Here is a 23,501-nt window from a genome sequence, read left to right as displayed (position 1 = left end):
CAGATGCAGATATGATCAGGTAAAAGCGGGGGACATGAAATGGATGATATACACCGGATTTTGGATGTCATCGCCAATTCTAAAAAAGCTAAGGTACTGGCTACCATCATTCAAACAGAGGGGTCCGCTTATAAGAAAGAAGGGGCTTCAATGTTGATTTCAGGGGATAAAACAAGAGTCGGCATGTTATCCGCCGGTTGTCTGGAAGAAGATCTCGTTGAAAGGGCAGAGCAGGTCTGGTCTGCGGGAGAACCGTTGATTGTCCGCTTTGATATGAGTGCGGAAGACGATTTATCCTGGGGACAGGGCATTGGCTGTAATGGTGTTTTGACGGTGTTGCTTGAGCCTGTAAAAGGGGAATTGGAACGACACCTGATGACAGTCAAGACATGCTTAGATGGAAAAAAATCTGTGACCCGAGTGAAACGATTCACTGAAACGTTAGAGCCGAAGGAAGATCTGTATATCGCTGAAGACGGCAGCGTGTTTGGAACCGGGGATGTGATGGAGCAAGGCTGTATTCAAAAACTGAGACAGACAGAGAAGGGAATCAAAAGGGATGAACATACATCTGATTTGTTTTTTATCCATCAGATGGTGCCAAAACCTTGTTTATATGTCTTCGGAGCAGGAGAAGATGCGAGGCCGTTAGTTTCGTTGGCGGCTCGTGCGGGCTTTCATGTGACGGTGATTGACTGGCGTCCCGCCTTATGTCATCACGGGCATTTTCCTGAAGCCGGCCATTTGATAACGGGAGCGCCGGAAGAAGTCATGGAAGGCCTGAGCATGACAAAAAGGGATTTTGTTGTCATTATGACGCACAGCTTTCAAAAAGATCAAATCATTTTACATACAATAAAAAACGAGAATGTGTTTTATAAAGGCGTTTTAGGCCCCAGAAGGCGCACGGAGCGGCTGTTAGGCGGGGCAGAGATTCCGGCAGATATTCATTCCCCTATCGGCCTTCCCATCGGGGCACAAGGCCCTGAAGAGATTGCTGTAAGCATTGTTGGCGAGATGATTCAAAAAATGCGAAAACAAAGGTCTCGCCTATGAAAACAGCAGGCATTTATCTGGCAGCCGGTACAAGCAGACGCATGGGGACGGATAAGCGAAGTTTAGTTCTCAATGGCGTCTCCCTCGGAAGTATGGCGCTTAAACATGCTTTGTTATCTGAATTAGATCATATTTTCGTTATTACGGGAAAGGGAGATTCACTGCATTGGCTTTCGGAATTTTTCTTTTTATCCCCTATGTCAAATAAGTGGAGCCAGGCAGAATGTGAGAAGGCGGGTAAGGGCCAAGGCCATTCTATACAATGCGGTGTAAAAAAAGCGGCAGCGTACGAGGCTGACGCCGTTATCATTCTCCTTGCAGATCAGCCGTTTGTCACCTCAGATATCATCAATACGTTAATTGATTCCTATCAAAAGGAGCGCCGTTATTTATTTATCGCCGCTGAAAATCAGCATCTTCCTATGCCCCCCATTTTATTCTCCAATCAATGTTTTCCGGTATTGCATCAGTTAAAGGGAGATCGGGGCGCCCGGCATGTGATCCGTGAAAGTATGATCAAGGCGGGAAAAATGATCAGCTTTCAAGATCCTTTGCTTTTTTATGACGTCGATACAGTTGAAGATTATACGCTGCTGCTGAATAAATTCGGGGAGTGAATGAGTTGGAGTATATCGGGAAGAGTGTCATTCGGAAAGAGGCCCTTGAAAAAGTGACGGGTAAAGCGAAATATACGGATGATTTTCAAGAAACAGGGACGTTGCACGCAAAAATGCTGACCAGTCCATATGCTCATGCCGATATTGTGTCGATGGACTTTTCAGAAGCTTGGCAGATTCCCGGTGTGAGAGCGATATTGGGGGATGAACCTTTTCCGCTTGCAGGTGAGGAAATTAAAGACAGATCGCCGATTGCTTACAAAAGGGTCAGATACCATGGTGAGCCGGTTGCTGTTGTTGTTGCGGAAAATCCGATTACAGCTAAAAAGGCCGCGGATGCCATCAAAGTATCCTATAAACCTCTTCCCGTCGTCAATTCCCCCCGTGAGGCCTTTCAAAAGGATGCGCCGCTCGTCCATGAACATGCGGACCGCTATGAGAAGACAAAAGGTGTATTCCCGGTTCCGAAGACAAATATCGCAAACCTGGATAAGGTTAGAAAAGGAAATATTGAAGACGGATTTAGGGAAAGTGATGTGACAGCAGACTTCCAGATTTCCTTTAACCCTTCTGATCACGCTGCGATGGAGACAAGATGCTCGATCGCTGAAATTCGGGCGGATGAGGAGATTATCATTACCACATCCTCTCAAGCTCCTTTTGCCATTAAAAAATTAATGCAGTGGTATTTTGGAATTGAACCCGGAAAGGTTATCGTCAAAACGCCTTTAGTAGGCGGGGCGTACGGGGGAAAAGCAGCCGTTCAGTTAGAGGTGATTGCCTATTTGGCATCAAAAGCAGTCGGAGGCCGGCCCGTCAAATTGTTTAATACGAGAGAAGAGGATATGATCACATCTCCCGTTCATGTAGGATTGGATGCCATTGTCAAATTAGGGGCCACAAAGGATGGAATTTTAAAGGCGGCGGACATTCAGCTTTTATTTGATGGCGGAGCATACTCTGATAAAGGAGTGGACATCAGCCGGGCTGCGGTGGTTGATTGTACGGGTCCGTACGCTATCGACCATATATCGTGTGATTCATATTGTATGTATACGAATCATCCATATCCCAGTGCATTCAGGGGCTACAGCCATGCTGAAGTGTTATTTGCTTTTGAGCGGACGATGGATGTATTGGCGGAAAAGCTGAACATGGACCCGTTAGAACTTCGCTATAAAAATGCCATTCGCCCCGGTGACACCACACCGACTCAAGTTCTTCTCAATTCAAGCACGGTCGGAAATGTGCCGAAATGTATTGAAAGATTGAAGGAATTAATGAATTGGGACGAGGGACAGCGAATTGAAATCGACGGCCGGAAGATACGGGCGAAGGGGATCAGCTGTATTTGGAAAACCTCAACATTTGATACAAATGCAACGTCCGGAGTGATTTTAACCTTTAATCCTGATGGAAGCATTAATTTGATGTCAGGGATAGTGGAAATTGGAACAGGGACAAAAACAGTGCTAGCCCAAATCTTAGCAGAACGAATGAAAATGGATATAAGCAAAATTCACGTAAAAATGCTTGTAGATACACAAACAACACCCGAGCATTGGAAAACCGTGGGGAGCAGAGGGACGTTAATGGCCGGAAAAGCCGTACTGAATGCAGCGGAAGAAGCCATTCGAAAGCTGAAGGACGCGGCATCATGTGTGTTGCGGGTTCCTGTCGAGGAATTGGAAGTGGCCGACGGAAAGGTTTATTTTATAGATCATCCTTCTGTACATGTTGACATAAAAGACATTGCTTACGGATATACGTTTCCGAATGGAAATACCATTGGCGGCCAAATCATTGCGAGCGGCAATTATACACTAACCCGGATGACGAATTTAGACCGGGAAACGGGAAGAGGAAAGCCGGGACCCGAGTGGGCTGTCGGTGCTCAGGGGATTGAAGTTGAGTTGGATAAGCGGGATTATACGTATCGGATTACAAAAGCCTATTCTGTTGTGGATATAGGAACTGTACTGAATGAAAAAGCTGCAAGGGGGCAAGTGATGGGGGGGATGAGTATGGGAATCGCATTCGGAGGAAGAGAAACCTTTGTCTTTGATTCATATGGCAGAGTATTAAATCCTCAGCTTAGAACATACCGCCCCCTTCACTATGGAGAGCAGCCTGAATATATCATTGAATTTGTTGAAACCCCGCATGAGATTGCGCCTTATGGAGCGCGCGGCGGCGGGGAACACGGACTGCTGGGGATGCCGGCCGCATTGGGAAATTGCCTTTCCGCCGCTTTAGGTGTCCAATTGAATCAACTTCCTCTCATTCCCGAACAATTATGGAGAACGCAAGAGGAGTGGAAAGATGATACCGTTTGATTTTGACTATTTTAAACCGAAGACCATTCAAGAAACAATCAATCTATTTCACTCGCTTGCGGCCGAAAAGAAAACACCGATGTATTATTCCGGCGGCACGGAAATTATCACGTTAGGAAGGCTGAATATCGTCTATACGGATGCGGTGATAGATATGAACGCGCTTCCGGAATTTCACGCCATCCGTTTTTATGAACGTTATCTGGTGATCGGAGCGGGCGTGTCATTAACGAAACTGGAGGAAGAAAATCCATTTCCGCTTTTAAGTAAAACGGTAAGTGAAATTGCGGATCGGACGTCTCGAAATAAAATCAGCCTGGGCGGAAACATTTGCGGGGGCATCTATTACCGTGAGGCCGTGCTGCCGTTGCTGATTTCTGATAGTTTGCTAGGGATTGCAGGGAGAGCGGGGATTCATTACCGTCCCATAAATAAAGTATTTAACAAGGAAATACAATTGCGAAAAGGTGATTTTTTATTTCATATCGTTGTCGATCGAGCGTATGTTGACCTGCCGTTTGTCAGTATCAAAAGAAGACAGCAGTGGAATGTCGGATATCCATTGGTGACAGTCTGCGCGCTGAAAAAAGATGATGAGATCAGAATGGCCTTCAGCGGCGTATGTCCATTTCCGTTTCGTTCTGCTGAAATGGAGGCTGTGCTTAATGATCAAAGTTATTCATTAGAAGATAGAGCGCGCAGGTCTTTACAGTATGTACCCAAACCCGTTCTTGATGATGCGGAAGGCTCAAGTGAATACCGAATATTTGTCTTGCAACATACAATTTTAGATGCCTTACAGGAATTAGAAGGAGGTCCAAATGTCTGATCCTATTACGTTGAAAGTAAATGGCGAGGAAAGACAGATGACGGTCAGACCGGCTGATACTTTGTTATTTGCTCTTCGTCTTCGTCTCGGATTAACTGGTGCAAAACCGGGCTGCTTAAATGGGGATTGCGGCGCCTGTACGGTATTAACGGACGGGGTGCCGATGAAATCTTGCTTAATGCTTGCGGCAGAAGGGGAAGGAAAGGACATTACGACAATTGAAGGACTGATCAATACGCCGATTCAAAAGGCTTTTATTGAAAAATTCGCGTTTCAATGCGGTTATTGCACACCGGGTTTTCTCATGAATTGCCATGCTTTAGTGAATACTGAGCCGAATGCAAGTGATGACACGATAAAAAATTGGCTGGAGTCCAATATTTGCAGATGTACGGGTTACAGGGAGATTGAAGAAGCGGTTAAATCCGTTTTACATACAGGGAAAGGGACTTCTTAGTTCGCAACTGTAAAAAAGAGCCCAGAGAATTATCTCTGAACTCCATATTCTTCACTTCATATACCGATACTCCCGCAGTTTCTCCAAAATCGCCACTTCTTTCATCAGTTCTTCACCGACGTTTGTTTCTTTCACTTTCTTCCGCTCCAGCTCTTTGTCGACTAATCGTTTCACTGTTAAGACGTCGGTTCCGGTGCTCAGCACTTCGGCCTTAGAGTTAAAGTGTTTATGGGCGACGAGCTGCATGCCGTAGGAGTTGTATAAGAGCGTGTAGCCGGCGATGCCTGTTGTGGATTGGTAGGCTTTGGAGAAGCCGCCGTCGATGACGATCATTTTTCCGTTTGCCTTGATCGGATCTTCTCCTTCGATTTCTTTTACCGGTGTATGGCCGTTGATGATATGGCCGTGATCCGGATTGAGGCCGAATTCCTTCAGGATGTTTCGGCAGGTTGCCTCGTCTTCACGCAAATAGTAATACGGGTTTTTCTTTTCTTTATGCGTTTCCTTCTCTTTAATGAAATACCGCTCAAAGGTTGTCATGGCCCGTTTTCCGAAGAGGGAGGAGTATTCGCCTGTCCATAAGTACCACGTCATATCTGTCGCCAGATCATCGGTTTCTTCCGGATGGGCAAACGCTTCCCGTAAGAACCGTTCAAATACATCGAGCAGCTCACGGCCCGCATAAGCTTTATCCTCTATCATCATCGTTTCCATGCTGCCGTTTTCATCGACGGGAATACAGCCGTGAATCAACAGGTTGCCGTTATATTTCAGATACAGGCTGCCTTTTTTCATCATAAAATTCATATGGCGGCCCAGCTTTTCGGAGTGCTGGACAGAAAACAGCAGTTTGTCCATGACTTCTGCTTCTTCTTCTAGCAGCTCGTCAGGCTGTTTAGGATTCACCGTCGCAAAGCAGGTGTTTTCCAGTTGATATGTTTTTCCGTTCAGCGTGATTTCATTGCGGTCATAATCGATCTTTTCCAGTAACAGCCGTTCTTCCATATTAAAGTTCGGCCGTCTCTTAATAATCGGGCTCTCAAGCTTGAATTGGATCATCGCGATCGCCTGATGAATTTTTGTGATTTGTTTAATCTCATCTTCCGGTCTGTTTTCGTCCGCTTTCGGGCGGAAAGACGGGTTATCATCGTAATATTTTTCGGCAAGGTTCAATAGCGGTCTCAGATTGATGCCGTAAACGTCTTCAATAATATCCAGATTGTCATAGCGGGCACAGATGCGGATAATATTTGCCAGGCATACTTTTGAGCCGGAATAAGCGCCTATCCAGAGAACATCATGATTCCCCCATTGAATATCCACTGAATGATAGTTGATCAGTTCTTCCATGATTTTATCCGGCTGCGGTCCGCGGTCATAAATATCGCCGACAACATGCAGATGGTCGACCACCAATCGCTGCGTGCTGTAGGCAAGACCGGTGATCAGCTTATCGGCCTGGCCGAGCGCAATGATCTGTTCTATGATTTCGGAGTAGTATTGTTCCTTGTTGGCGGCTTGTTCTGTTTTGTACAGCAGCTCTTCGGAAATATAAGCAAATTGGGCGGGCAGTGCTTTGCGCAATTTGGAGCGGGTGTACTTGGAAGAACAATAAGAAACGAGCTTAATCATCCGATGAATCGTTTCTTTATACCACTCGTTTAATGCCTCTTTCGTATCAAAGTTATGTTTGATCAGCTTCAGTTTGTCTTCCGGGTAATAGACCAAAGCCGCCAGTTCATCAATTTCTCTATCGTAAATGACGCCGCTGAAAATATCGCGGATCTTCTCTTTTACTCTTCCTGAACCGTTCCGCAGCACGTGCTGGAATGCCTGATACTCCCCGTGCAGATCACTGACGAAATGCTCGGTTCCTTTCGGCAGGTTCAGTATCGCTTTCAGATTAATGATTTCCGTGACCACTTTTTCTTCACAATCGTATTTTTGTGCGAGCAGATCTAAATATTTGGTTTCCAATCTCGTCCATCCCCTTTTTATTTACGAGCAATTGTATGGTAAGGCGAATTTAAAGTGTGACATAATGTTTACATCATTAGACCTTATATGATAGTACCGCATAACGCCTTTTTGAGACAATGAAAACGGAAAATACGGCGCTTCAGGCATCAAAAATTGGACCGGGATAACGCTGTGAGCGCATACCCCTATTGACAATGCATTCAACTTCCATTAAAATAAAAAGTTAGCTGATAGTTATTTCTATCGGAAACTTAATACGTAGCAGGCTATGATTGCTGTGGGTCGCACTACAGCAGGAGCGGCTTCTGGAGAGACCGCGGGTTTTCCGCGGCGCCGAAGGGTTCACAATCTCAGGCAAAAGGACAGAAGAGTACCGAATATGTATTTGTCATGCTGTTGATTGTCAGCGGCGCAAATATAATTTGATATTCTTATGACCATGAGATTGGAGGGCATCCAATCTCTTTTTTTATTGGCTTTTTTTGCTCGTCGTTCACTAGAGAGGTAAGGAGGAGTCAGATGTGGAGCAGCGAGAGCTAAAGAGGGACTTATCGAATCGGCACGTGCAGCTGATCGCCATTGGCGGCACGATCGGCACCGGATTGTTTTTAGGGTCCGGTAAGGCGATTCAGCTGGCGGGTCCTTCTATCATCTTTGCGTATTTTATTGTAGGTATTGCGCTTTTTTTCGTCATGCGGGCGCTGGGAGAACTGCTGTTATCTAAAGCAGGGTACCAATCATTAACGGATATAGCCGAGGCGTATTTAGGGCCGCGTGCAGCGTTTGTCACCGGCTGGACTTATTGGTTTTGCTGGATTATGACGGCTATGGCGGATGTGATCGCCGTCGGTGTGTATGTGAAATATTGGTTTGACATTCCGCAGTGGGTTCCTGCACTTATCTGTTTGCTCATTTTATTAGGGCTTAATCTGTTAACGGTTAAGATTTTTGGAGAATTGGAGTTTTGGTTCGCCTTAATTAAGGTAGTCACGATTCTCGCGTTAATTGTCATCGGGGTGGTTCTGCTGGTGATTGGGTTCAAAACGCATACCGGAACGGTTTCAGCGGCGAATCTGTGGGAGCACGGCGGCTTGTTTCCGAACGGATTTTCAGGCTTTTTGCTTTCGTTCCAGATGGTGATCTTCGCCTATGTCGGTGTGGAGTTAGTGGGTGTGTCAGCGGCGGAAACGTCAAATCCGAAAAAAAATATTCCGTCCGCTATCAATAAAATTCCTTTACGGATTTTATTTTTCTACGTCGGGGCATTGATCATTCTTTTATGTATTAATCCGTGGATGCAGCTGAATGCAACGGAAAGTCCATTTGTAAAGACCTTCAGTCTGGTCGGCATTCCGTTGGCCGCGGGAATTATTAATTTTGTCGTATTAACGTCTGCCGCTTCTGCTTGTAACAGCGGGATGTTTTCAACAAGCCGGATTTTGTATAACTTAAGCAAAACGAAACAGGCGCCGGCAAGTTTTGCGAAGCTGAATAAAAATCATGTGCCGAGCCGCGCATTATGGATATCGGTTATTGTGCTGTCAGCTGGCGCTCTTTTAAGCAAATTGATACCGGAAGCGGCCTTTGGCATCGTGACCACCATCAGCGCGATTTGTTTCATTTGGGTGTGGGGCGTGATTCTTGTCTGTCATATCAGATACAGGAAAACCCGTCCGGACTTACACGCAAGCTCGCCTTTCAAGGCGCCGTTTGCGCCGTTTATCAATTACACCGTGCTGGCGCTGTTTGCCGTCATTCTGGTGATTATGCTGTTTGCGGATGCGACGCGCCCGGCTTTGCTGCTGACGCCGCTGTGGTTTATTGGATTATTTCTCATCTATCGGGCGAGAGGGAGAAAGACAGATTGAATTACTTCAGACGGTGTACTGCCATGCAGTATGCCGTTTTTTGTTTTGATTGGAAAGCGAGAATATTTGTTAGAAATCAGGCTATAATGATTGTATAATTTAAAAAAAGTGTATAATTTTAAATTAAGCGAGGTGATGATATGAAGTATGAGAAGTTATCTAAGCTTTTTTATAAAATGGATGCTGATTCATATGAGAAAGAATTTAAAAAGAGAACAAGCAGCTATGGCAGTTATTCAACATCATTAAACATACGGGGGTTCCGAAAAGGCCGACCCACGGACGATTCATTTGAGCTATTCTATGTAAATACACATAGTCTCATGAAGCTGAATAATGAAGTGTTGTTAAACAGTTCCAAAATTTCATCCCTTATCAGTCAGCTCCCCGAATTTGCCGTCAAACCTTATTTTGATAAATTAATTATTAATGAAGCACAGAGTAATAATGAAATTGAAGGAATTCGCAGTACAAAAAAAGAATTGAAAGAGGCTCTTAAAGCGTTAGAACAATCCGAGCCCTCACATAAGCGGTTTGTCGGATTGATGAAAACATATCAATTTATAGACCGAATTCCGTCGTTTACAAGCATTCATGACTTTAGGGAATTATACGACGAGCTGGTCGCAGATGAAATCGGAGCAGAAGATGCGCCGGATGGTGAGCTGTTCAGAAAAGGCTATGTTGAAGTGAACGATGGGAACATGACCACCCATATCGGCGTCAATTCTGAACAGAAGATAACAGAAGCGCTTGAGGCTTTAATTGCTTATCTTCATGATGAAACACATCCTCAGCTGTATCGTTACATGACAGCTCATTACTACTATGAATACATTCATCCTTTTTATGACGGCAATGGAAGAACAGGACGCCTTATCGTTGGGAGTTATTTGTCCCGATATTTAGAAAAATATTCAGCCATCACTTTTTCTTACGCAGTTAATAAGAACAAAGATAAGTATTATAAGGCATTAGAGGAAATTCCCGCACCTTTAAACCGGGGAGAGCTGACTTTTTATTTAATGGATATGCTGGAATTGCTTCTGTCAGGACAAAAAGGGATTATTGAGGATCTTGAATTTAATTTAATGAAACTGAAACGAATTAGGAACTATATTGATAGCGATCAATGGGCTGATTATAAAGATGAACGTGATATTTTTAATATCATTATCACGATTAATGTATTTGTAAATGATCAGGTTACGCTGTCGGTGCAAGATTTAATGGAGCTCTCAAATAAATCGAGACATAAAATTAACAGAGTAATGGATTATTTAGAACAGCAAGGATTTGTTGAGCTCGTAAGCAGAAGGCCAAAATCTTATAAAATCAGCGAGGATTGTTTAGAGGAGATACTGCCTTCTTAATTCATATTTAAAAAAGCCGCCATATGAATGGCGGCTTTCACATTAATTCCGGATCAAATAATCAAATGCGCCTAAAGCGGCAGTTGCACCTGATCCCATGGAGATAATGATTTGGTTGTACGGGCCGTCTGTGCAGTCCCCTGCGGCGAATAGGCCGGGAACGCTTGTTGCGCCGCTCTTATCGACGATGATTTCGCCGATGCGGTTGCGTTCGACGGTTTCGTCTAACCATTCTGTATTAGGCACGAGACCGATTTGGACGAATACACCTTGGAGTTCAACGTGTTTTTCTTCGCCTGTTTCACGGTCAACGAACGTAATGCCGTTTACGTTTTGGTCGCCTGTGATTTCTTTCGTTTGTGCATTTTTGTGCACAGTGACGTTTGGCAGGCTGTAAAGACGTTTTTGCAGGACTTCGTCTGCTTTCAGTTCAGGCGCGAACTCCAGCACAGTCACGTGATTGACGATACCTGCAAGGTCAATCGCCGCTTCGATTCCGGAGTTTCCGCCGCCGATAACCGCTACGTCTTTGCCTTCAAACAATGGTCCGTCACAGTGCGGGCAGTATGCAACGCCTTTGTTTTTGAACTCTTGCTCACCAGGTACGTTGACATTGCGCCAGCGGGCACCTGTTGAAAGGATCACTGTTTTACTTTTCAGTACAGCGCCGTTTTCAAGTTCAAGTTCGAAGAGGTCTTTTTTCTCAAGGCGTTTCGCGCGCTGAAGGTTCATGACGTCAATATCATAATCTTTCACGTGCTCTTCAAGGCTTGCAGCGAGCTTCGGTCCTTCAGTCGCTTTGACGCTGATGAAGTTTTCGATGCTCATGGTGTCGAGTACCTGGCCGCCGAAGCGTTCAGCGACGACACCGGTGCGGATGCCTTTACGCGCCGTGTAGATCGCCGCGCTTGCGCCGGCAGGTCCGCCGCCGACAACAAGAACGTCAAACGGCTCTTTGTCGGCAAACTCAGACGCATCTGCGCCGCTGCCCATTTTTGCGAGAATCTCTTCGATGGTCATACGGCCGCTTCCGAAAGATTCACCGTTTAAGAAAACAGTCGGAACAGCCATGATGTTTTTGCTTTCTACTTCTTCTTTGAATGCCGCGCCGTCAATCATTGTATGTGTGATATTCGGGTTGAGCACGCTCATCATGTTTAATGCTTGGACGACATCAGGGCAGTTGTGGCACGTCAGGCTGATATAAGACTCAAAGCGGTATTCTCCGCTGATGTTCTTAATCTGGTCAATGACCTTTTGATCAGCCTTAGGCGCTCTGCCGCTGACTTGAAGCAATGCCAGCACTAATGATGTAAATTCGTGGCCGAGAGGAACACCGGCGAATGTAACGCCTGTGTCTTCTCCGGTACGATTAACGCTGAAGCTCGGTGTTCTGTTTAATTCAGTTTTTTCAACTGAAATTTTAGATGACATGGAAGCCAGTTCGTCAACGAGAGCCAGCATATCCTTAGAAGTGTCATCGTCACCGGCGCTTACTTTGAGAACAATGTCGTTCTCAATTAGCTGCATGTATTGATTTAATTGTGCTTTGATATTTGCATCAAGTACCAATGGAATGCACTCCTTAGATTTTACCTACCAAATCAAGGCTAGGTGTAAGTGTTTCGCCGCCTTCTTCCCATTTAGCCGGGCAGACTTCACCTGGGTTTTGACGAACGTATTGAGCTGCTTTTACTTTGTTTACTAGGTTGCTTGCGTCACGGCCGATACCGCCTGCATTGATTTCAACTGTTTGAATAACGCCATCAGGATCGATGATGAATGTTCCGCGGTCAGCAAGACCAGTTTCTTCGTCAAGAACGTCGAAGTTGCGGGAGATCGTTTGAGATGGGTCACCGATCATTGCGTAAGTGATTTTGCCGATTTTTTCAGAGCTGTCATGCCAGCCTTTGTGTACGAAGTGAGTATCTGTAGAAACAGAGTATACTTCAACACCTAATTCTTTCAGTGCAGCGTATTGTCCTTGAAGATCTTCAAGTTCAGTCGGGCAAACGAAAGAGAAATCTGCTGGGTAGAAGCAGAAAACGCTCCATTGACCTTTCAAATCTTCGTTTGTTACATCGATGAATTCACCGTTTTTGAAAGCTTTTGCTTCGAATGGCAGTACTTCTTTTCCGATTAAAGACATAATATCTTCCTCCTGAAATGTGATTTGAAATATATTAAAAAGACAAAGCATTCACTTTATCTTTCAATAATAATTCTAATTATATATAGATTATTAAATAACATTTATTTTTTGTCAAGCTATATGGGGTATTATTTTCTGCTTTTTTTGCTTTAGACATTTAAAAACGCCTGGTATAAGCGGTTTGGCGCTGTTTGTCATGTGTAGCGCCGGGCGAAAGGGGGATTCTCAATTGGTGAATCGAAACAGTAGGAATTCACCCCTCTATATGGCAGTATAAACCAAAGGGGGTATGATCATGCAAATAAATCACATTACTTTGTACAGTTGTGCGTTGGAGGAGACGAAACACTTCTATGAACGGGTGTTAGGTTTTCCTTTAATTGATGAGTCCGGTGATTCGTTTACCATCAAGGCGGGAGAAAGTGAGTTGGAATTCAGGCGCGCCGATTCTCACTCTCAACCGAATTATCATTTCGCGTTTAACATTCCGAATAATCGTTTTGATGAGGCGAAGGCGTGGATAAAGGATAAAATCGTTTTTCAAACGGAAGATGGGGAGGATGAGGTGTATTTCACTCATATTCAGGCGCGTTCCTTTTATTTTAAAGATCCGTCCAACAATCTGGCGGAATTCATCGCGAGAGGCACATCGCCGGCAAGCGCGGAACGTTTTTCGATTGAGTCCGTCCTGAATATCGGCGAGGTGAATCTGACGGCTGCCGAGGTGGTATCGACGGGGAAGGAGCTGCAGCGTTTCGGTATACCGGTGAGAGACGGCGCGCCTCTTAAGGAAAACGGGTTTCATTTTATGGGTGATTACAATGATGGGGCGTTTTTGCTTTTAGGGCCGAGCGGCCGCCGCTGGATTTTTTCTGATCAGCATGCGGAGTTCCATCCGCTGTCTGTCAATGTGAACGGGACGATCCGCATTGAGGCTGACGGAAAGGGCGGCATTGACATCAGCCAGGCACAGCCGTCATAAAAAAGCCCGGGCTCAAAAGGCCCGGACTTGGGGACATTATTTATAAACAACCCGGGTGCTGCACATGATGTCGTGCAGCGTTTTTTTCTCTCCGAAGGCACCCATGATGAATCCGATATAAAGAATGAGCTTAGATATGATATATGCGAAAGCGCGTCCGAAGGCCTGGCCGATGGAAATGCGTCCGCCATCTTCATTGACGACCTTAAGGCCGAGCAATGCTTTTCCCAGGGTCCCCTGCATCTTTGAGGCCGTGAGCAGGCTGAAATATAAGATGCTGATCACAATAGAGCTCACAAGAATCGGGATGACGCCGAACACCAGAAAAGAGATGTTAAACTGATGTTCGGTCATGAAGGGGTCAGCCGCCGCAACGCCTGCCGCAAATAAAAAAGAGACCATAAATTGAATGATAAAAATCGGAATTCCTATGATGATTTGATCAATGACGTAAGCCAGAAACCGAATCCAAAATCCTGCCGGTCTTTCCATGTATCTTTTTCTCTCCCTTGCTTTAATCTGGAATATTATACGTAATCATTCCGGATTTTGCAACGGAGCTTAGGCTTCTGCGAGCAGCCTCTTTCCCCATGCCAAGCGTCCCATGATCAGCCCGAAAGCCAGAAGGGCAAACATGATGCCGCACCACATCAGCTGATGGATTCCCAAATGTGAAATAAACCAGCCGCCCGCCGCCGTTCCGATGTTGATGCCGAGGTTGGAAAAAGAGACAAACAGGCTGTTGCCGAATTCGGGCGCCTCCTTTGCTTCCGCAGTAAGCCATGTCTGGCTGACAATGAGACCGCCGGAATGAACGGCGCCCCATACGAAGACGAGGACAGCCATCGGCGCGAAAGACGTCCCAAACCCGTTTATGAGCAAGTAGGCGGCTGTATAAAGAAGCGGAAACAGGATGACAGTCTTTTTCATATTTTTATATAACAAAGCACCGAAGACGAAATTCCCGGCTATCATAATCACCCCGAAACTCATCAGCATGAAGCTGACCCATGTGCCGTTCATATGGGACACCCGCCCGAGGTATTCCGCAAAATAGCTGTAGACAGAAAACATGGCCGCAAAGAGACAGGTGACGGCAGCGATATTGAGCCACAAAGCCGGTTTGCGAAGAATGCCGAGCTGGCTACTGAAAGACATTTTTTCTGTGACCGGCATGGATGGCAAAAAGAGAAGAATGCCCGTGAACGCGATGAGACTGATGATAGCGCCGAATAAGAAGGCGGCTTCAAGGGAGAGACGATCCGCCAGATAAGACGTGAAAGGCACGCCGAACGCAAAGCCGGCGGTGATGCCTGAAAAGACTTTCGTTACGGCTTTTCCGGATTGGCCGGCGGGGACAAGCCGGGCCGCGGCCGCAAGCGCTACAGAAAAGAACACCGGGTGGCATAAAGCCGGAATGATCCGAAACGCCAGCATGACACTGAAATGCGCCGTATACGCGTAGACCGCATTTGAAACGGCAAACATCAGCACCGCTAAAAGCAGAATGTATTTCCGGTTTATACCTGAAGCAAGCAAGGTCAAAAACGGTCCCGACACAGCGACGATGAACGCGAAAATACTGACAAGCCATCCCGCTTTTGAAGCAGAAATATGAAATCTGTCCGCCACTTGCGGAAGAACCCCGATGATGCCCATCTCGGTCGTAATAATTCCGAAAACCCCTAATGCCAAAAATAGAATGAAGATGGAACTGCTTTTTTTCATTGTTATGTATGCCTCCTTTTATAACTACATATATAGAAAAATAGATATGTTAGAACAAAAAAAGCCCTCCTTTCATGGTTATAGCTGGTGCTGGACATAGTCAGCAAAGGCTTTAATTTGTTTTTCATTTCTTCTGTAATAGGTCCACTTTCCGATTCGTTCGGATTCCAGCAGGCCGGCTTTTTGCATGGTCAGCAGGTAGCTGGAGATGACGGACTGCGCAAGCCCTGACTTTGCCTGAATATCACCGACGCAAATTCCGGTGCGGAAACTGAGTCCCTGATCAAGATAAGGCCTTTCATCAAAATGGTCTTCCGGGTGTTTAAGCCACGTCATAATATCACTTCGTGTTTTGTTAGATAACGCTTTATGAATCAATATCGGTTCCATAACGTTTATTATATCTATTTTTCTGGATTTGTAAATTCATTTTTAACAAAACATTCTCAAAATAACTAAATATCGTGCTAAAATATAACATATTATCAGATTACCGGTAAAAAAGCCGGGTTATTGTCAGGAGGATATTCACATGAATCAAAAGAAAAAAGGTGCGGTTGCAGTGACCTTGCTTTCCGCTCTGATGTTTTGTTTATTGCCGGTCCTCGTCTCGCTTTCTCCGCTTGCAGAAACGGGGCCGAACGCGAATCGTTTTAATTCCGCGGGCATGTGGGCCGCCGTCGGCCAGATCCTTGTTATATATGCGGTCCCGCTCATTTTGTATATTCTCGGTGTTCGTGGCATGAAAATCATCATGGCCGTTTTTTGCGGAATCGGGCTTATCATTTGCGCGGCTGTCTTGTTGGTGGCGTTATTGACCGCAATTTCCTTAGGGCAGGAGCTGTCTCTTTATTACGGCCTTTTCGTTTGGTCAGGCGCGGCTTTCATCGTCAATGTGGTGTGGTATATTGCCGCGTTTCGATCCTCCCCGAAGCATCAGCAGGCTATGTGACATTTGTTCTATAAATCTACCGAAAATACAAATATTTCATAGGATGATTATGGTATGATGAAAGCGGTATAGCAGTTTTTAATAGAAACGGGAGGAACTGACATTGAAAAAAAAGACAGCTTCATTGCGAATGAAAACATTGGCGGCCGGCGCTGCGGTTGCTGCGGCTTTATCTGTGGGGGCGGTTTCTGATCTGCCGGGGGCAAAATGGCTGCATCCGGCGGCTGCTCAAGCTGCGGAAACGGTATTTAAACAAAATCATGCGGCATCCGGTTTCTTGGCGGGACGGTATGACGCGCAGGCGATGTCTCCGACGATGTTCAACTGGTCAAGAGAAAGCCGGTTTACAAGCACTGCCGATGGCGCGTTAAAATGGGAAAAGAATGTTCCGGCCACCCCTCAAAACGGTGCGGGAGCCGCGGTTGACGGGGACGGCACCGTATTTATTCAATCAAAGGACGGGAAGCTGACGGCGTATCATCCGGACGGTACTGTGAAATGGGTGACGGAAAACCTCGGGACGACCTATACGCTGACTCCGGTGCTCGGAACAAACGGTGTCATTTATCTTCCTTCTCACGATAAAAAACTGTATTTCATCGACAAAGAAACCGGAAACATTTTAACATCGGTTCCGCTGAGCGGAGCGCCGAGTTCCGATGCGGCTATCGGCTCTGACGGCACGCTGTATGTGTCGACGCTGGATAACTATATCTATGCGATTAAACCGACGTCGCCTTCGACATGGACGCAGAAGTGGAAGTTTAAAACAAACGGCGTGGTCGGTTCCGCTCCCGTGTTAGCATCAAACGGCACTCTGTATACGGCAACGTATAATAATATCTTTTACGCGATCAATTCCGGAACGGGCCAAGTGAAATGGTCAAAAACGACGTCCAACGGGTTTAAAGGTTATCCGGTTATTGATAGAGATGGCACCGTTTACGCCGGAAACCAGGACGGCAACTTATACGCCTATACATCAACGGGTGCTGTAAAGTGGACGTTCCCGTTAAACGGTTTCTCCAGCTCTTCATTAGCGATCGACCATAACGGCAATGTGTATATCGGTTCCGGAAGCGGCGAGCTGTTTTCCATCAGCAAAACCGGCAATATGAACTGGTCTTTCTATACGGACGGGCCTGTGAGAACAGCGCCGCTGATTGATGCGGACGGCAATGTGTACTTCGGTTCTGACGATAAAAACGTCTATGCGGTTGACGCTGACGGTAATGAAAAATGGCGCTATCAAACAGACAGTAATGTCATTTCCTCCCCGGTTCTGGCTGAAGACGGCACGCTTTATGTCGGCACTTATACGAAACTGCTCGCATTCGGGGCAAAAAAATAATAAAAAAGAATCCGCGCACGCGGATTCTTTTTTATTTAGAGGCTTGAATGAATACGCCTTTTTCATGAGAGAATTCTTTAAAGCCGTACACACCGTGATATGAACCGATCCCGCTCGTATTGACACCGCCGAACGGAAGGTTGACGTCAGTGAAATGAACGACGACATCATTGACAGAAGCATTGCCGGACGTCGTATGCTGCAGAACATAATCGATCAGCTCCTGATTATGGCTGAATACATACAAGGCAAGCGGCTTGTCCCGTTCAGTGATGTAATCAATGGCTTCACTGATATCTTCGTAATTCATAATCGGCAGAATCGGTGCGAAGATTTCTTCCTGCATGATCTTCATATCAGGCGTGACGTTTGTCAGCACGGTCGGAGAAATCGTGCGGTCATGCGCATCAAATACACCGCCGAACGCCGTTTTCGCCCCTTTTTCAATGGCATCATCATACAGAGCTTTGACACGGTTAAAGTTGCGGACGTTGACAATCTGCGTGAATTTGTTGCGGTCAACCGTATGATCATCCTCCATAAAACCTGCATTGACAATGGTCTGGAGAAGATCTGTAAAGGTGTCCTGTACATCTTCCTTCATAAGAAGATAGTCAGGAGCGATACATGTTTGCCCTGCATTGACAAATTTGCCGACGGCGATTTTTTTCGCCGCGTCCATCAAATCATAGCCGCTGTCGATGATCGTCGGGCTCTTTCCGCCAAGCTCAAGCGTGACGGACGACAAATGCTTCGCCGCTGCCGTCATGACGATTTTACCGACATTCGTGCTTCCGGTGAAGAAAATGTGGTCAAACGGCTGGTCGAGCAGTTCTGTCGCGACATCGACCTCACCTTCAAAAATGGCGACTTCTTCTTCGTGAAATGCCTCGCGAATAACTGTCGCGGCGATATGGCTCGTCTCCATCGTAAAATCGGACAGCTTCACAATCGCGCTGTTGCCGGCCGCAATGGCAGCCGCAAGCGGAGCCATCGTCAGCATAAACGGATAATTCCATGGGCCGAGAATTAAGGTAAGGCCTTTTGGCTCGTACATTAATACGCCGTCAGCGCCGGGGCTGACGGATGAGCCGACGCGTTTCGGCGCCATCCAGGTGTCGAGATTGTTCATATTATCTTTAATCGCCTTGATCGTTCCCTGCGTTTCCGCTCTTTTCACCTCATGATAAGGCTTGCGGACGTCCCGTCTGATCGCCTCGATGATTTCTTCTTCATGTGCGGTGACGGCATCTAAAAAGCGCTGAAGCTTTTCTCTGCGCTGCCCGGCTGTTGAAGCACGCAGCGTTTTTTGATTTTTTTTCTGAAGCGCAAAGACGCGTTTGATGTCTGCTTTTATATGCTGATCCATCGGTCTTCCTCCTCTGGTTGCTTTTTTGTTTCTTCAGGGCCTATTATAATGTGATGTGATTTTGCGGCAAAGACAGCGTAAACGCATCTATACGTTACAGTACAAATTGCCGTGATCTGTCTAATGAAAGGAGTGTCTCTTATGCCGGATTCTGTGACAAATGACATCAAACAAGCGCTTTTGGCCATGCTTGGAGAGCGGGATATCCGACGTGTGACCATGAAGGACATCGCCGAACGGGCGCGTGTGAGCCGGGGGACACTGTACCTTTATTACGAAGATAAATATGCGATTTTAGAGGATATAGAGGAAGAAATGAAAGACGGGCTGAGCGAAGCGCTGTATGATTCGCTGAAGAATAAAGATGTGCTTCATTTACAGGGCGGATGGCAAAAAGTGCATCCGACACTGTCTTTTGTTGACCGGCATCGGGTGTTTTTTCAAACGATGATGGACCGTCATAAAATGCCGTATTTTCACTTTCATGCTTTTTTAAAAGATGTGTTCCGGCATGATGTGCTGCTGTCACCGGTCAATGCGGATTTCTCGCCGACTGAACAGGATATGTACATTCATTACCGCGCTTTATACACGTATGCCATTGTGTGGTACTGGCTGAATGAGGAGCCCGGGGCATCCCCGGAAGAAATCAGCGGACAGGTGTGGGATTTGATTTCTCAAAAACGGTTTTACTGGCTGTTTGGCCGCCGGGTGCCGGAACAAGAAGAAAAAAAGCCCGCCGACCGCCGGGTGATCCGAACGAGGCAGGCCTTGCAAGAAGCCATGATCGGCTTAATGGCGGAAAAAAAAGAGTACGCGGCGATTACGATTTCCGATATTGCCCGTCAAAGCAACCTCCGCCGTGCCACTTTTTATGACCATTACGCCAACAAAGAAGCATTGCTGAAAACGATCATCCATCAATCATGCCGGGATCTGATCGGATTATTGACGGTAAAAGGAGATCCTGCCGACTGCTCCGTGGAAGAAGCGGAAGCCGCGCTCGTCCGTCTCTTTTCGGCACTGTCGGACGGCCTTCCGCTCGTTCATTTTCTGAGAGAGGGTTCCGAAGTGCCTGACGTCATCCCGGAAATGTTCAGAGCGCTGCAATCGTTTTATCTTCATCAGCCTCTGCACATTCAGGCGGGCAAAAAGCTCTATGCATACTATGTCGCGTCCATGCTCGTCGGCCTGATTCAATATCGTCTTCATGAAGGAAAAGACCACGCGCCGGATATGCTGGCCCGGGAGTTTCTGCAGTTTTTGGATGTGAAGAAGTATCGGGTGATTTTGCTGTGAGGATGATGAAAAAGAACTCGGCCGGAAAACAGGCCGGGTTCTTTTTTGCTGTTTTCTTTGAGAAGTGCCGATATGAAAGATACCTTCCATATGGCGCCTGATCAGCATTCTGCCGCCAAACATGACAAATGTCATATTCGGGGCATGATGGCTGCTACTACAACCGCGTCGGGCGCCCCGTTATACTTGAGATCATAATGAAAAAGAAGGGACATGACATTCATGATCAATCACGCCGCAACTCAAAAACAAGCGTCTTTAAAAAAGCAGGTTGCCGCATTTTCCGGCGCCGATACAAAGCATAGTATCATTCAGCTTTTCAACACGTTTGTGCCGTTTTTTGCCCTTTGGTTTCTTGCTTACTTCAGCCTCAATATCTCCTATCTTCTGACCCTCGCCTGTACTGTTATAGCAGCGGGATTTTTGACAAGAATCTTTATTATTTTCCACGACTGCTGCCATCAATCCTTTTTCAAACAAAAGAAGCTGAACCGGCTGTTCGGGTTTATTTCAGGTGTTCTGACACTGTTTCCGTTCCTTCAATGGCAGCGAAGCCACTCCATTCATCATGCGACAAGCAGCAACTTAGATAAACGGGGCACCGGCGATATTTGGATGATGACCGTCAAGGAATACAATGAAGCGTCAGCCTGGACAAAAATACGCTACAGACTTTATCGCAATCCGTTTATTATGTTTATTCTCGGTCCGATTTACGTATTTCTGATTAAAAACCGTTTCAATGTAAAAGGCGCCCGCCGCAAGGAGCGCTGGAACACCTATTTCACGAACGCGGCGATTGTCTTATTGGCTGCTGCGACGTGCCTGCTTGTCGGCTGGGAAAACTTTTTGCTTGTTCAGGGTCCGATTTTCCTTATTTCGGGGTCAATCGGCGTCTGGCTCTTTTATGTTCAGCACACGTTTGAGGATTCTTATTTTGAAGCCGATGAGCATTGGGATTATGTGCAGGCCGCGGTAGAAGGAAGCTCCTTTTACAAGCTGCCGAAGCTTTTGCAATGGCTGACGGGCAATATCGGCTACCATCATGTCCACCACTTAAGCCCGAAAGTGCCGAACTACAAGCTGGAAGCGGCTCATGAGGGACACGAGCCTTTAAAAAACGTACCGACCATTACGCTTAAAACAAGTCTTGAATCCATGAAATTCCGTCTGTGGGATGAGGACGAAAAGCAATTTGTCACCTTTCGGGAGGCGCGGAAAACACCGGCGCCCCATCCGGTGCCGAAAGAACCTTTAAAGAAAAATGCCTGATACGGCGCACGGCTCTTTCTCTTATCAGAAAGAGCCTTCTCTTCATGCGTGAGGGTGCAATGAAGGCGGTGTTTTGATAAAGTGATGGTAGACACAAGCAGCAGAAGGTGGAACAAAGATGAAGAAGTATTTTAAATTTCAAAAACTGAACGGGATTTCTCCTTATATATGGACGATTTTTTTCATCCTGCCTTTTTATTTTATTTTTAAAAGCTCTTCTACCTTCGTCATCGTGGCCGGCATCATTTTCACGCTCGTTTTCTTTGGCGCATACCGCTTTGCATTTGTTGCAAAAGGCTGGCCGCTTTACTTATGGGCGCTTCTTCTGATCGGCATATCGACCGGCTCAGCCATGCTGTTCAGTTATATTTATTTCGCCTTCTTTATCGCCTACTTCATCGGCCATATCCGAGACAAAGTTCCATTTTACATCTTATATTACATTCATATCATCAGTGCGGCGGTTGCCGTCAACTTCAGCCTTGTTCTGAAAAAAGAATGGTTTTTGACACAAATTCCGTTTATCGTCATTACATTGATCAGTGCCATCCTGCTTCCGCTCAGCATTCGAAGCAGAAAGGCACGGGAGCGCCTTGAGGAGAAATTAGAATATGCAAATGAGCGAATTGCCGATCTTGTGAAGCTGGAAGAAAGGCAGCGTATCGCCCGGGACCTTCACGATACACTTGGACAAAAGCTCTCCTTAATCGGACTGAAAAGCGACCTCGCCCGAAAGCTGATATATAAGGACCCTGAACAGGCCCGCGCTGAGCTGAAAAGCGTGCAGCAGACGGCCCGCACCTCTTTAAATGAGGTCAGACAAATCGTCTCATCGATGAAAGGCATCCGATTGAAGGATGAGCTCGGCAATGTTCGGCAAATTCTTGAAGCGGCAGGAATTGAATTTGTGTATGAAGAAAAAGAAGCGCCCAAACATATCTCTTTGCTGAACGAAAACATCGTCAGCATGTGCATTAAAGAAGCCGTCACCAATGTCGTGAAACACAGCGGCGCCAAAGTATGCCGCATCACCATTCAGCAGCTTTGGAAAGAGGTCGTCATTACGGTAGAAGACGACGGCAGCTTTCAATGCAGAGAAGACCGCTTTTTTTCAAAGGGGCACGGCCTGCTTGGAATGAGGGAACGTCTTGAATTCGCAAACGGCAGTTTAGCCATCGATACAGCCGCCGGAACAAAGCTGACCATGAGAATCCCGAATGATTCAAAATCAAAAGAAAAGGATGGTAGCAGATGATCAACATCTTCATTGCCGAGGATCAGCAAATGCTGCTCGGCGCACTCGGTTCGCTGTTGAATTTAGAAGAGGATATGACGGTTGTCGGCAAAGGCACAAGCGGCCAGGATGCCATCGATTTCGTGGAAAAACATGCGCCCGACATCTGTCTGATGGATATCGAAATGCCCGGGAAATCAGGTCTTGAAGCGGCAGAAGAACTCAAGGACAGCGGTGTGAAAATCATCATTTTGACGACCTTTGCCCGCTCCGGCTATTTTCAGCGGGCGCTAAAAGCAGGCGTCAGCGGGTACATGCTCAAGGACAGCCCGAGCGATGAGCTCGTCAGCGCCATCCGCAGCGTCATGAAAGGGAGACGCGTCTATGCACCTGAATTAATGGAGGACATTTATAGTGAAGAAAACCCGCTGACCGAACGGGAAAAAGAGGTGCTCGAGCTTGTCGCAGACGGAAAAAACACGAAAGAAATCGCAAACGCCCTCAGCATCAAAAGCGGCACAGTCCGCAATTACGTTTCGATGATTCTGGATAAACTAGAAGTGAAAAATCGAATTGAAGCCATTACCCGATCAAAGGAAAAGGGCTGGTTTAAGTAACCCGCCCTCAGCTTGTTCAGCCAGTGTTT

At 46.3% G+C, this 23,501-nt stretch carries 21 protein-coding genes and 1 riboswitch; of the genes, 14 read left to right on the top strand and 7 right to left on the bottom strand.

Annotation, left to right across the window (positions count from 1 at the left end; translation table 11 throughout):
* Positions 1-39 precede the first annotated feature (39 nt).
* Genes VP472_RS19515 through VP472_RS19495 form a run of 5 tightly spaced genes read left to right on the top strand, consistent with a single transcriptional unit; the run spans position 40 to position 5,295 of the window.
* Complete coding sequence (locus tag VP472_RS19515) at positions 40-1,056, top strand: XdhC family protein (protein WP_146275925.1); 1,017 nt, start codon at positions 40-42, stop codon at positions 1,054-1,056.
* Positions 1,053-1,673, top strand: a complete 621-nt coding sequence (locus tag VP472_RS19510) for an NTP transferase domain-containing protein (RefSeq protein WP_146275924.1) — start codon at positions 1,053-1,055, stop codon at positions 1,671-1,673. The genes VP472_RS19515 and VP472_RS19510 overlap by 4 nt, the downstream gene beginning before the upstream one ends.
* 5 nt (positions 1,674-1,678) lie before the next feature.
* Positions 1,679-4,009 carry a xanthine dehydrogenase family protein molybdopterin-binding subunit gene (locus tag VP472_RS19505; RefSeq protein WP_153986744.1) on the top strand — a complete coding sequence of 777 codons (2,331 nt, stop codon included), beginning with the start codon at positions 1,679-1,681 and terminating at the stop codon, positions 4,007-4,009.
* Positions 3,996-4,838, top strand: a complete 843-nt coding sequence (locus VP472_RS19500) for an FAD binding domain-containing protein (protein ID WP_146275920.1) — start codon at positions 3,996-3,998, stop codon at positions 4,836-4,838. The genes VP472_RS19505 and VP472_RS19500 overlap by 14 nt, the downstream gene beginning before the upstream one ends.
* Positions 4,831-5,295 carry a (2Fe-2S)-binding protein gene (locus VP472_RS19495; RefSeq protein ID WP_071392502.1) on the top strand — a complete coding sequence of 155 codons (465 nt, stop codon included), beginning with the start codon at positions 4,831-4,833 and terminating at the stop codon, positions 5,293-5,295. Before VP472_RS19500 ends, VP472_RS19495 begins: the two co-directional genes overlap by 8 nt.
* A gap of 51 nt (positions 5,296-5,346) precedes the next feature.
* On the opposite strand, the gene fbp is transcribed toward VP472_RS19495, so the two are convergent.
* Positions 5,347-7,272, bottom strand: a complete 1,926-nt coding sequence (fbp, locus tag VP472_RS19490) for a fructose-1,6-bisphosphatase (RefSeq protein WP_146275918.1) — start codon at positions 7,270-7,272, stop codon at positions 5,347-5,349.
* Positions 7,273-7,570: 298 nt separating this feature from the next.
* A riboswitch (glycine riboswitch) is annotated at positions 7,571-7,651 on the top strand.
* Between the two features lie 145 nt (positions 7,652-7,796).
* Here fbp and VP472_RS19485 point away from each other — a divergent pair.
* Positions 7,797-9,143 carry an amino acid permease gene (locus VP472_RS19485; RefSeq protein ID WP_146275916.1) on the top strand — a complete coding sequence of 449 codons (1,347 nt, stop codon included), beginning with the start codon at positions 7,797-7,799 and terminating at the stop codon, positions 9,141-9,143.
* A 140-nt stretch (positions 9,144-9,283) separates the two neighbouring features.
* On the top strand, positions 9,284-10,516 hold the full coding sequence (locus tag VP472_RS19480; RefSeq protein ID WP_102422106.1) for a Fic family protein: 1,233 nt from the start codon (positions 9,284-9,286) through the stop codon (positions 10,514-10,516).
* 42 nt (positions 10,517-10,558) lie between these two features.
* Here the strand turns inward: VP472_RS19480 and ahpF are convergent, their stop codons facing one another.
* Together ahpF and ahpC are read right to left on the bottom strand one after the other, a co-directional pair.
* Positions 10,559-12,088 carry an alkyl hydroperoxide reductase subunit F gene (ahpF, locus tag VP472_RS19475; RefSeq protein ID WP_007614902.1) on the bottom strand — a complete coding sequence of 510 codons (1,530 nt, stop codon included), beginning with the start codon at positions 12,086-12,088 and terminating at the stop codon, positions 10,559-10,561.
* 13 nt (positions 12,089-12,101) lie between these two features.
* On the bottom strand, positions 12,102-12,665 hold the full coding sequence (ahpC, locus tag VP472_RS19470) for an alkyl hydroperoxide reductase subunit C (RefSeq protein WP_004393188.1): 564 nt from the start codon (positions 12,663-12,665) through the stop codon (positions 12,102-12,104).
* 298 nt (positions 12,666-12,963) lie between these two features.
* Between ahpC and VP472_RS19465 the strand changes: the two genes are divergently transcribed.
* Positions 12,964-13,650: a VOC family protein gene (locus VP472_RS19465; protein WP_146275914.1), complete on the top strand. Its 687-nt coding sequence runs from the start codon at positions 12,964-12,966 to the stop codon at positions 13,648-13,650.
* Between the two features lie 36 nt (positions 13,651-13,686).
* Here VP472_RS19465 and VP472_RS19460 read toward each other — a convergent pair whose 3' ends face one another.
* The 3 genes from VP472_RS19460 to VP472_RS19450 form a co-directional block, all read right to left on the bottom strand.
* Positions 13,687-14,142: an RDD family protein gene (locus tag VP472_RS19460; RefSeq protein ID WP_102422103.1), complete on the bottom strand. Its 456-nt coding sequence runs from the start codon at positions 14,140-14,142 to the stop codon at positions 13,687-13,689.
* A 69-nt stretch (positions 14,143-14,211) separates the two neighbouring features.
* Positions 14,212-15,378: an MFS transporter gene (locus tag VP472_RS19455; RefSeq protein WP_146275912.1), complete on the bottom strand. Its 1,167-nt coding sequence runs from the start codon at positions 15,376-15,378 to the stop codon at positions 14,212-14,214.
* A 78-nt stretch (positions 15,379-15,456) separates the two neighbouring features.
* Entirely contained in the window at positions 15,457-15,768 is a 312-nt protein-coding gene (locus VP472_RS19450; protein WP_007407855.1) for an ArsR/SmtB family transcription factor, read from the bottom strand.
* A gap of 142 nt (positions 15,769-15,910) precedes the next feature.
* Between VP472_RS19450 and VP472_RS19445 the strand changes: the two genes are divergently transcribed.
* Positions 15,911-16,330, top strand: coding sequence for a DUF5391 family protein (locus VP472_RS19445; RefSeq protein ID WP_046560162.1), 420 nt, complete (start codon positions 15,911-15,913; stop codon positions 16,328-16,330).
* A 130-nt stretch (positions 16,331-16,460) separates the two neighbouring features.
* Positions 16,461-17,681, top strand: coding sequence for an outer membrane protein assembly factor BamB family protein (locus tag VP472_RS19440; protein ID WP_088005523.1), 1,221 nt, complete (start codon positions 16,461-16,463; stop codon positions 17,679-17,681).
* Between the two features lie 31 nt (positions 17,682-17,712).
* On the opposite strand, the gene VP472_RS19435 is transcribed toward VP472_RS19440, so the two are convergent.
* A complete protein-coding gene (locus tag VP472_RS19435) occupies positions 17,713-19,050 on the bottom strand; it encodes an aldehyde dehydrogenase family protein (RefSeq protein WP_146275910.1) in 1,338 nt (445 codons plus the stop codon).
* A 141-nt stretch (positions 19,051-19,191) separates the two neighbouring features.
* Between VP472_RS19435 and VP472_RS19430 the strand changes: the two genes are divergently transcribed.
* From VP472_RS19430 to VP472_RS19415, 4 genes are all read left to right on the top strand, one after another.
* Positions 19,192-20,349, top strand: coding sequence for a TetR/AcrR family transcriptional regulator (locus tag VP472_RS19430; protein ID WP_146275908.1), 1,158 nt, complete (start codon positions 19,192-19,194; stop codon positions 20,347-20,349).
* Positions 20,350-20,571: 222 nt separating this feature from the next.
* Complete coding sequence (locus VP472_RS19425; protein ID WP_015418577.1) at positions 20,572-21,621, top strand: Delta(5) desaturase DesA; 1,050 nt, start codon at positions 20,572-20,574, stop codon at positions 21,619-21,621.
* A 118-nt stretch (positions 21,622-21,739) separates the two neighbouring features.
* Entirely contained in the window at positions 21,740-22,876 is a 1,137-nt protein-coding gene (locus VP472_RS19420; RefSeq protein ID WP_004393210.1) for a sensor histidine kinase, read from the top strand.
* Entirely contained in the window at positions 22,873-23,472 is a 600-nt protein-coding gene (locus VP472_RS19415; RefSeq protein ID WP_007407848.1) for a response regulator transcription factor, read from the top strand. Before VP472_RS19420 ends, VP472_RS19415 begins: the two co-directional genes overlap by 4 nt.
* Positions 23,473-23,501 lie beyond the last annotated feature (29 nt).

Origin of the sequence: Bacillus sp. MT(2024), from assembly GCF_036362845.1 — a bacterium.
GTDB lineage: Bacteria > Bacillota > Bacilli > Bacillales > Bacillaceae > Bacillus > Bacillus velezensis.
This window is presented reverse-complemented; position numbering and strand designations above follow the sequence as displayed.

Coding starts and splice junctions, on each gene's coding strand:
- VP472_RS19515 (WP_146275925.1), top strand. CDS start 40: ATGGATGATATACACCGGATTTTGGATGTCATCGCCAATTCTAAAAAA.
- VP472_RS19510 (WP_146275924.1), top strand. CDS start 1,053: ATGAAAACAGCAGGCATTTATCTGGCAGCCGGTACAAGCAGACGCATG.
- VP472_RS19500 (WP_146275920.1), top strand. CDS start 3,996: ATGATACCGTTTGATTTTGACTATTTTAAACCGAAGACCATTCAAGAA.
- VP472_RS19495 (WP_071392502.1), top strand. CDS start 4,831: ATGTCTGATCCTATTACGTTGAAAGTAAATGGCGAGGAAAGACAGATG.
- VP472_RS19480 (WP_102422106.1), top strand. CDS start 9,284: ATGAAGTATGAGAAGTTATCTAAGCTTTTTTATAAAATGGATGCTGAT.
- ahpC (WP_004393188.1), bottom strand. CDS start 12,665: ATGTCTTTAATCGGAAAAGAAGTACTGCCATTCGAAGCAAAAGCTTTC.
- VP472_RS19465 (WP_146275914.1), top strand. CDS start 12,964: ATGCAAATAAATCACATTACTTTGTACAGTTGTGCGTTGGAGGAGACG.
- VP472_RS19460 (WP_102422103.1), bottom strand. CDS start 14,142: ATGGAAAGACCGGCAGGATTTTGGATTCGGTTTCTGGCTTACGTCATT.
- VP472_RS19455 (WP_146275912.1), bottom strand. CDS start 15,378: ATGAAAAAAAGCAGTTCCATCTTCATTCTATTTTTGGCATTAGGGGTT.
- VP472_RS19450 (WP_007407855.1), bottom strand. CDS start 15,768: ATGGAACCGATATTGATTCATAAAGCGTTATCTAACAAAACACGAAGT.
- VP472_RS19445 (WP_046560162.1), top strand. CDS start 15,911: ATGAATCAAAAGAAAAAAGGTGCGGTTGCAGTGACCTTGCTTTCCGCT.
- VP472_RS19440 (WP_088005523.1), top strand. CDS start 16,461: ATGAAAACATTGGCGGCCGGCGCTGCGGTTGCTGCGGCTTTATCTGTG.
- VP472_RS19435 (WP_146275910.1), bottom strand. CDS start 19,050: ATGGATCAGCATATAAAAGCAGACATCAAACGCGTCTTTGCGCTTCAG.
- VP472_RS19430 (WP_146275908.1), top strand. CDS start 19,192: ATGCCGGATTCTGTGACAAATGACATCAAACAAGCGCTTTTGGCCATG.
- VP472_RS19425 (WP_015418577.1), top strand. CDS start 20,572: ATGATCAATCACGCCGCAACTCAAAAACAAGCGTCTTTAAAAAAGCAG.
- VP472_RS19420 (WP_004393210.1), top strand. CDS start 21,740: ATGAAGAAGTATTTTAAATTTCAAAAACTGAACGGGATTTCTCCTTAT.
- VP472_RS19415 (WP_007407848.1), top strand. CDS start 22,873: ATGATCAACATCTTCATTGCCGAGGATCAGCAAATGCTGCTCGGCGCA.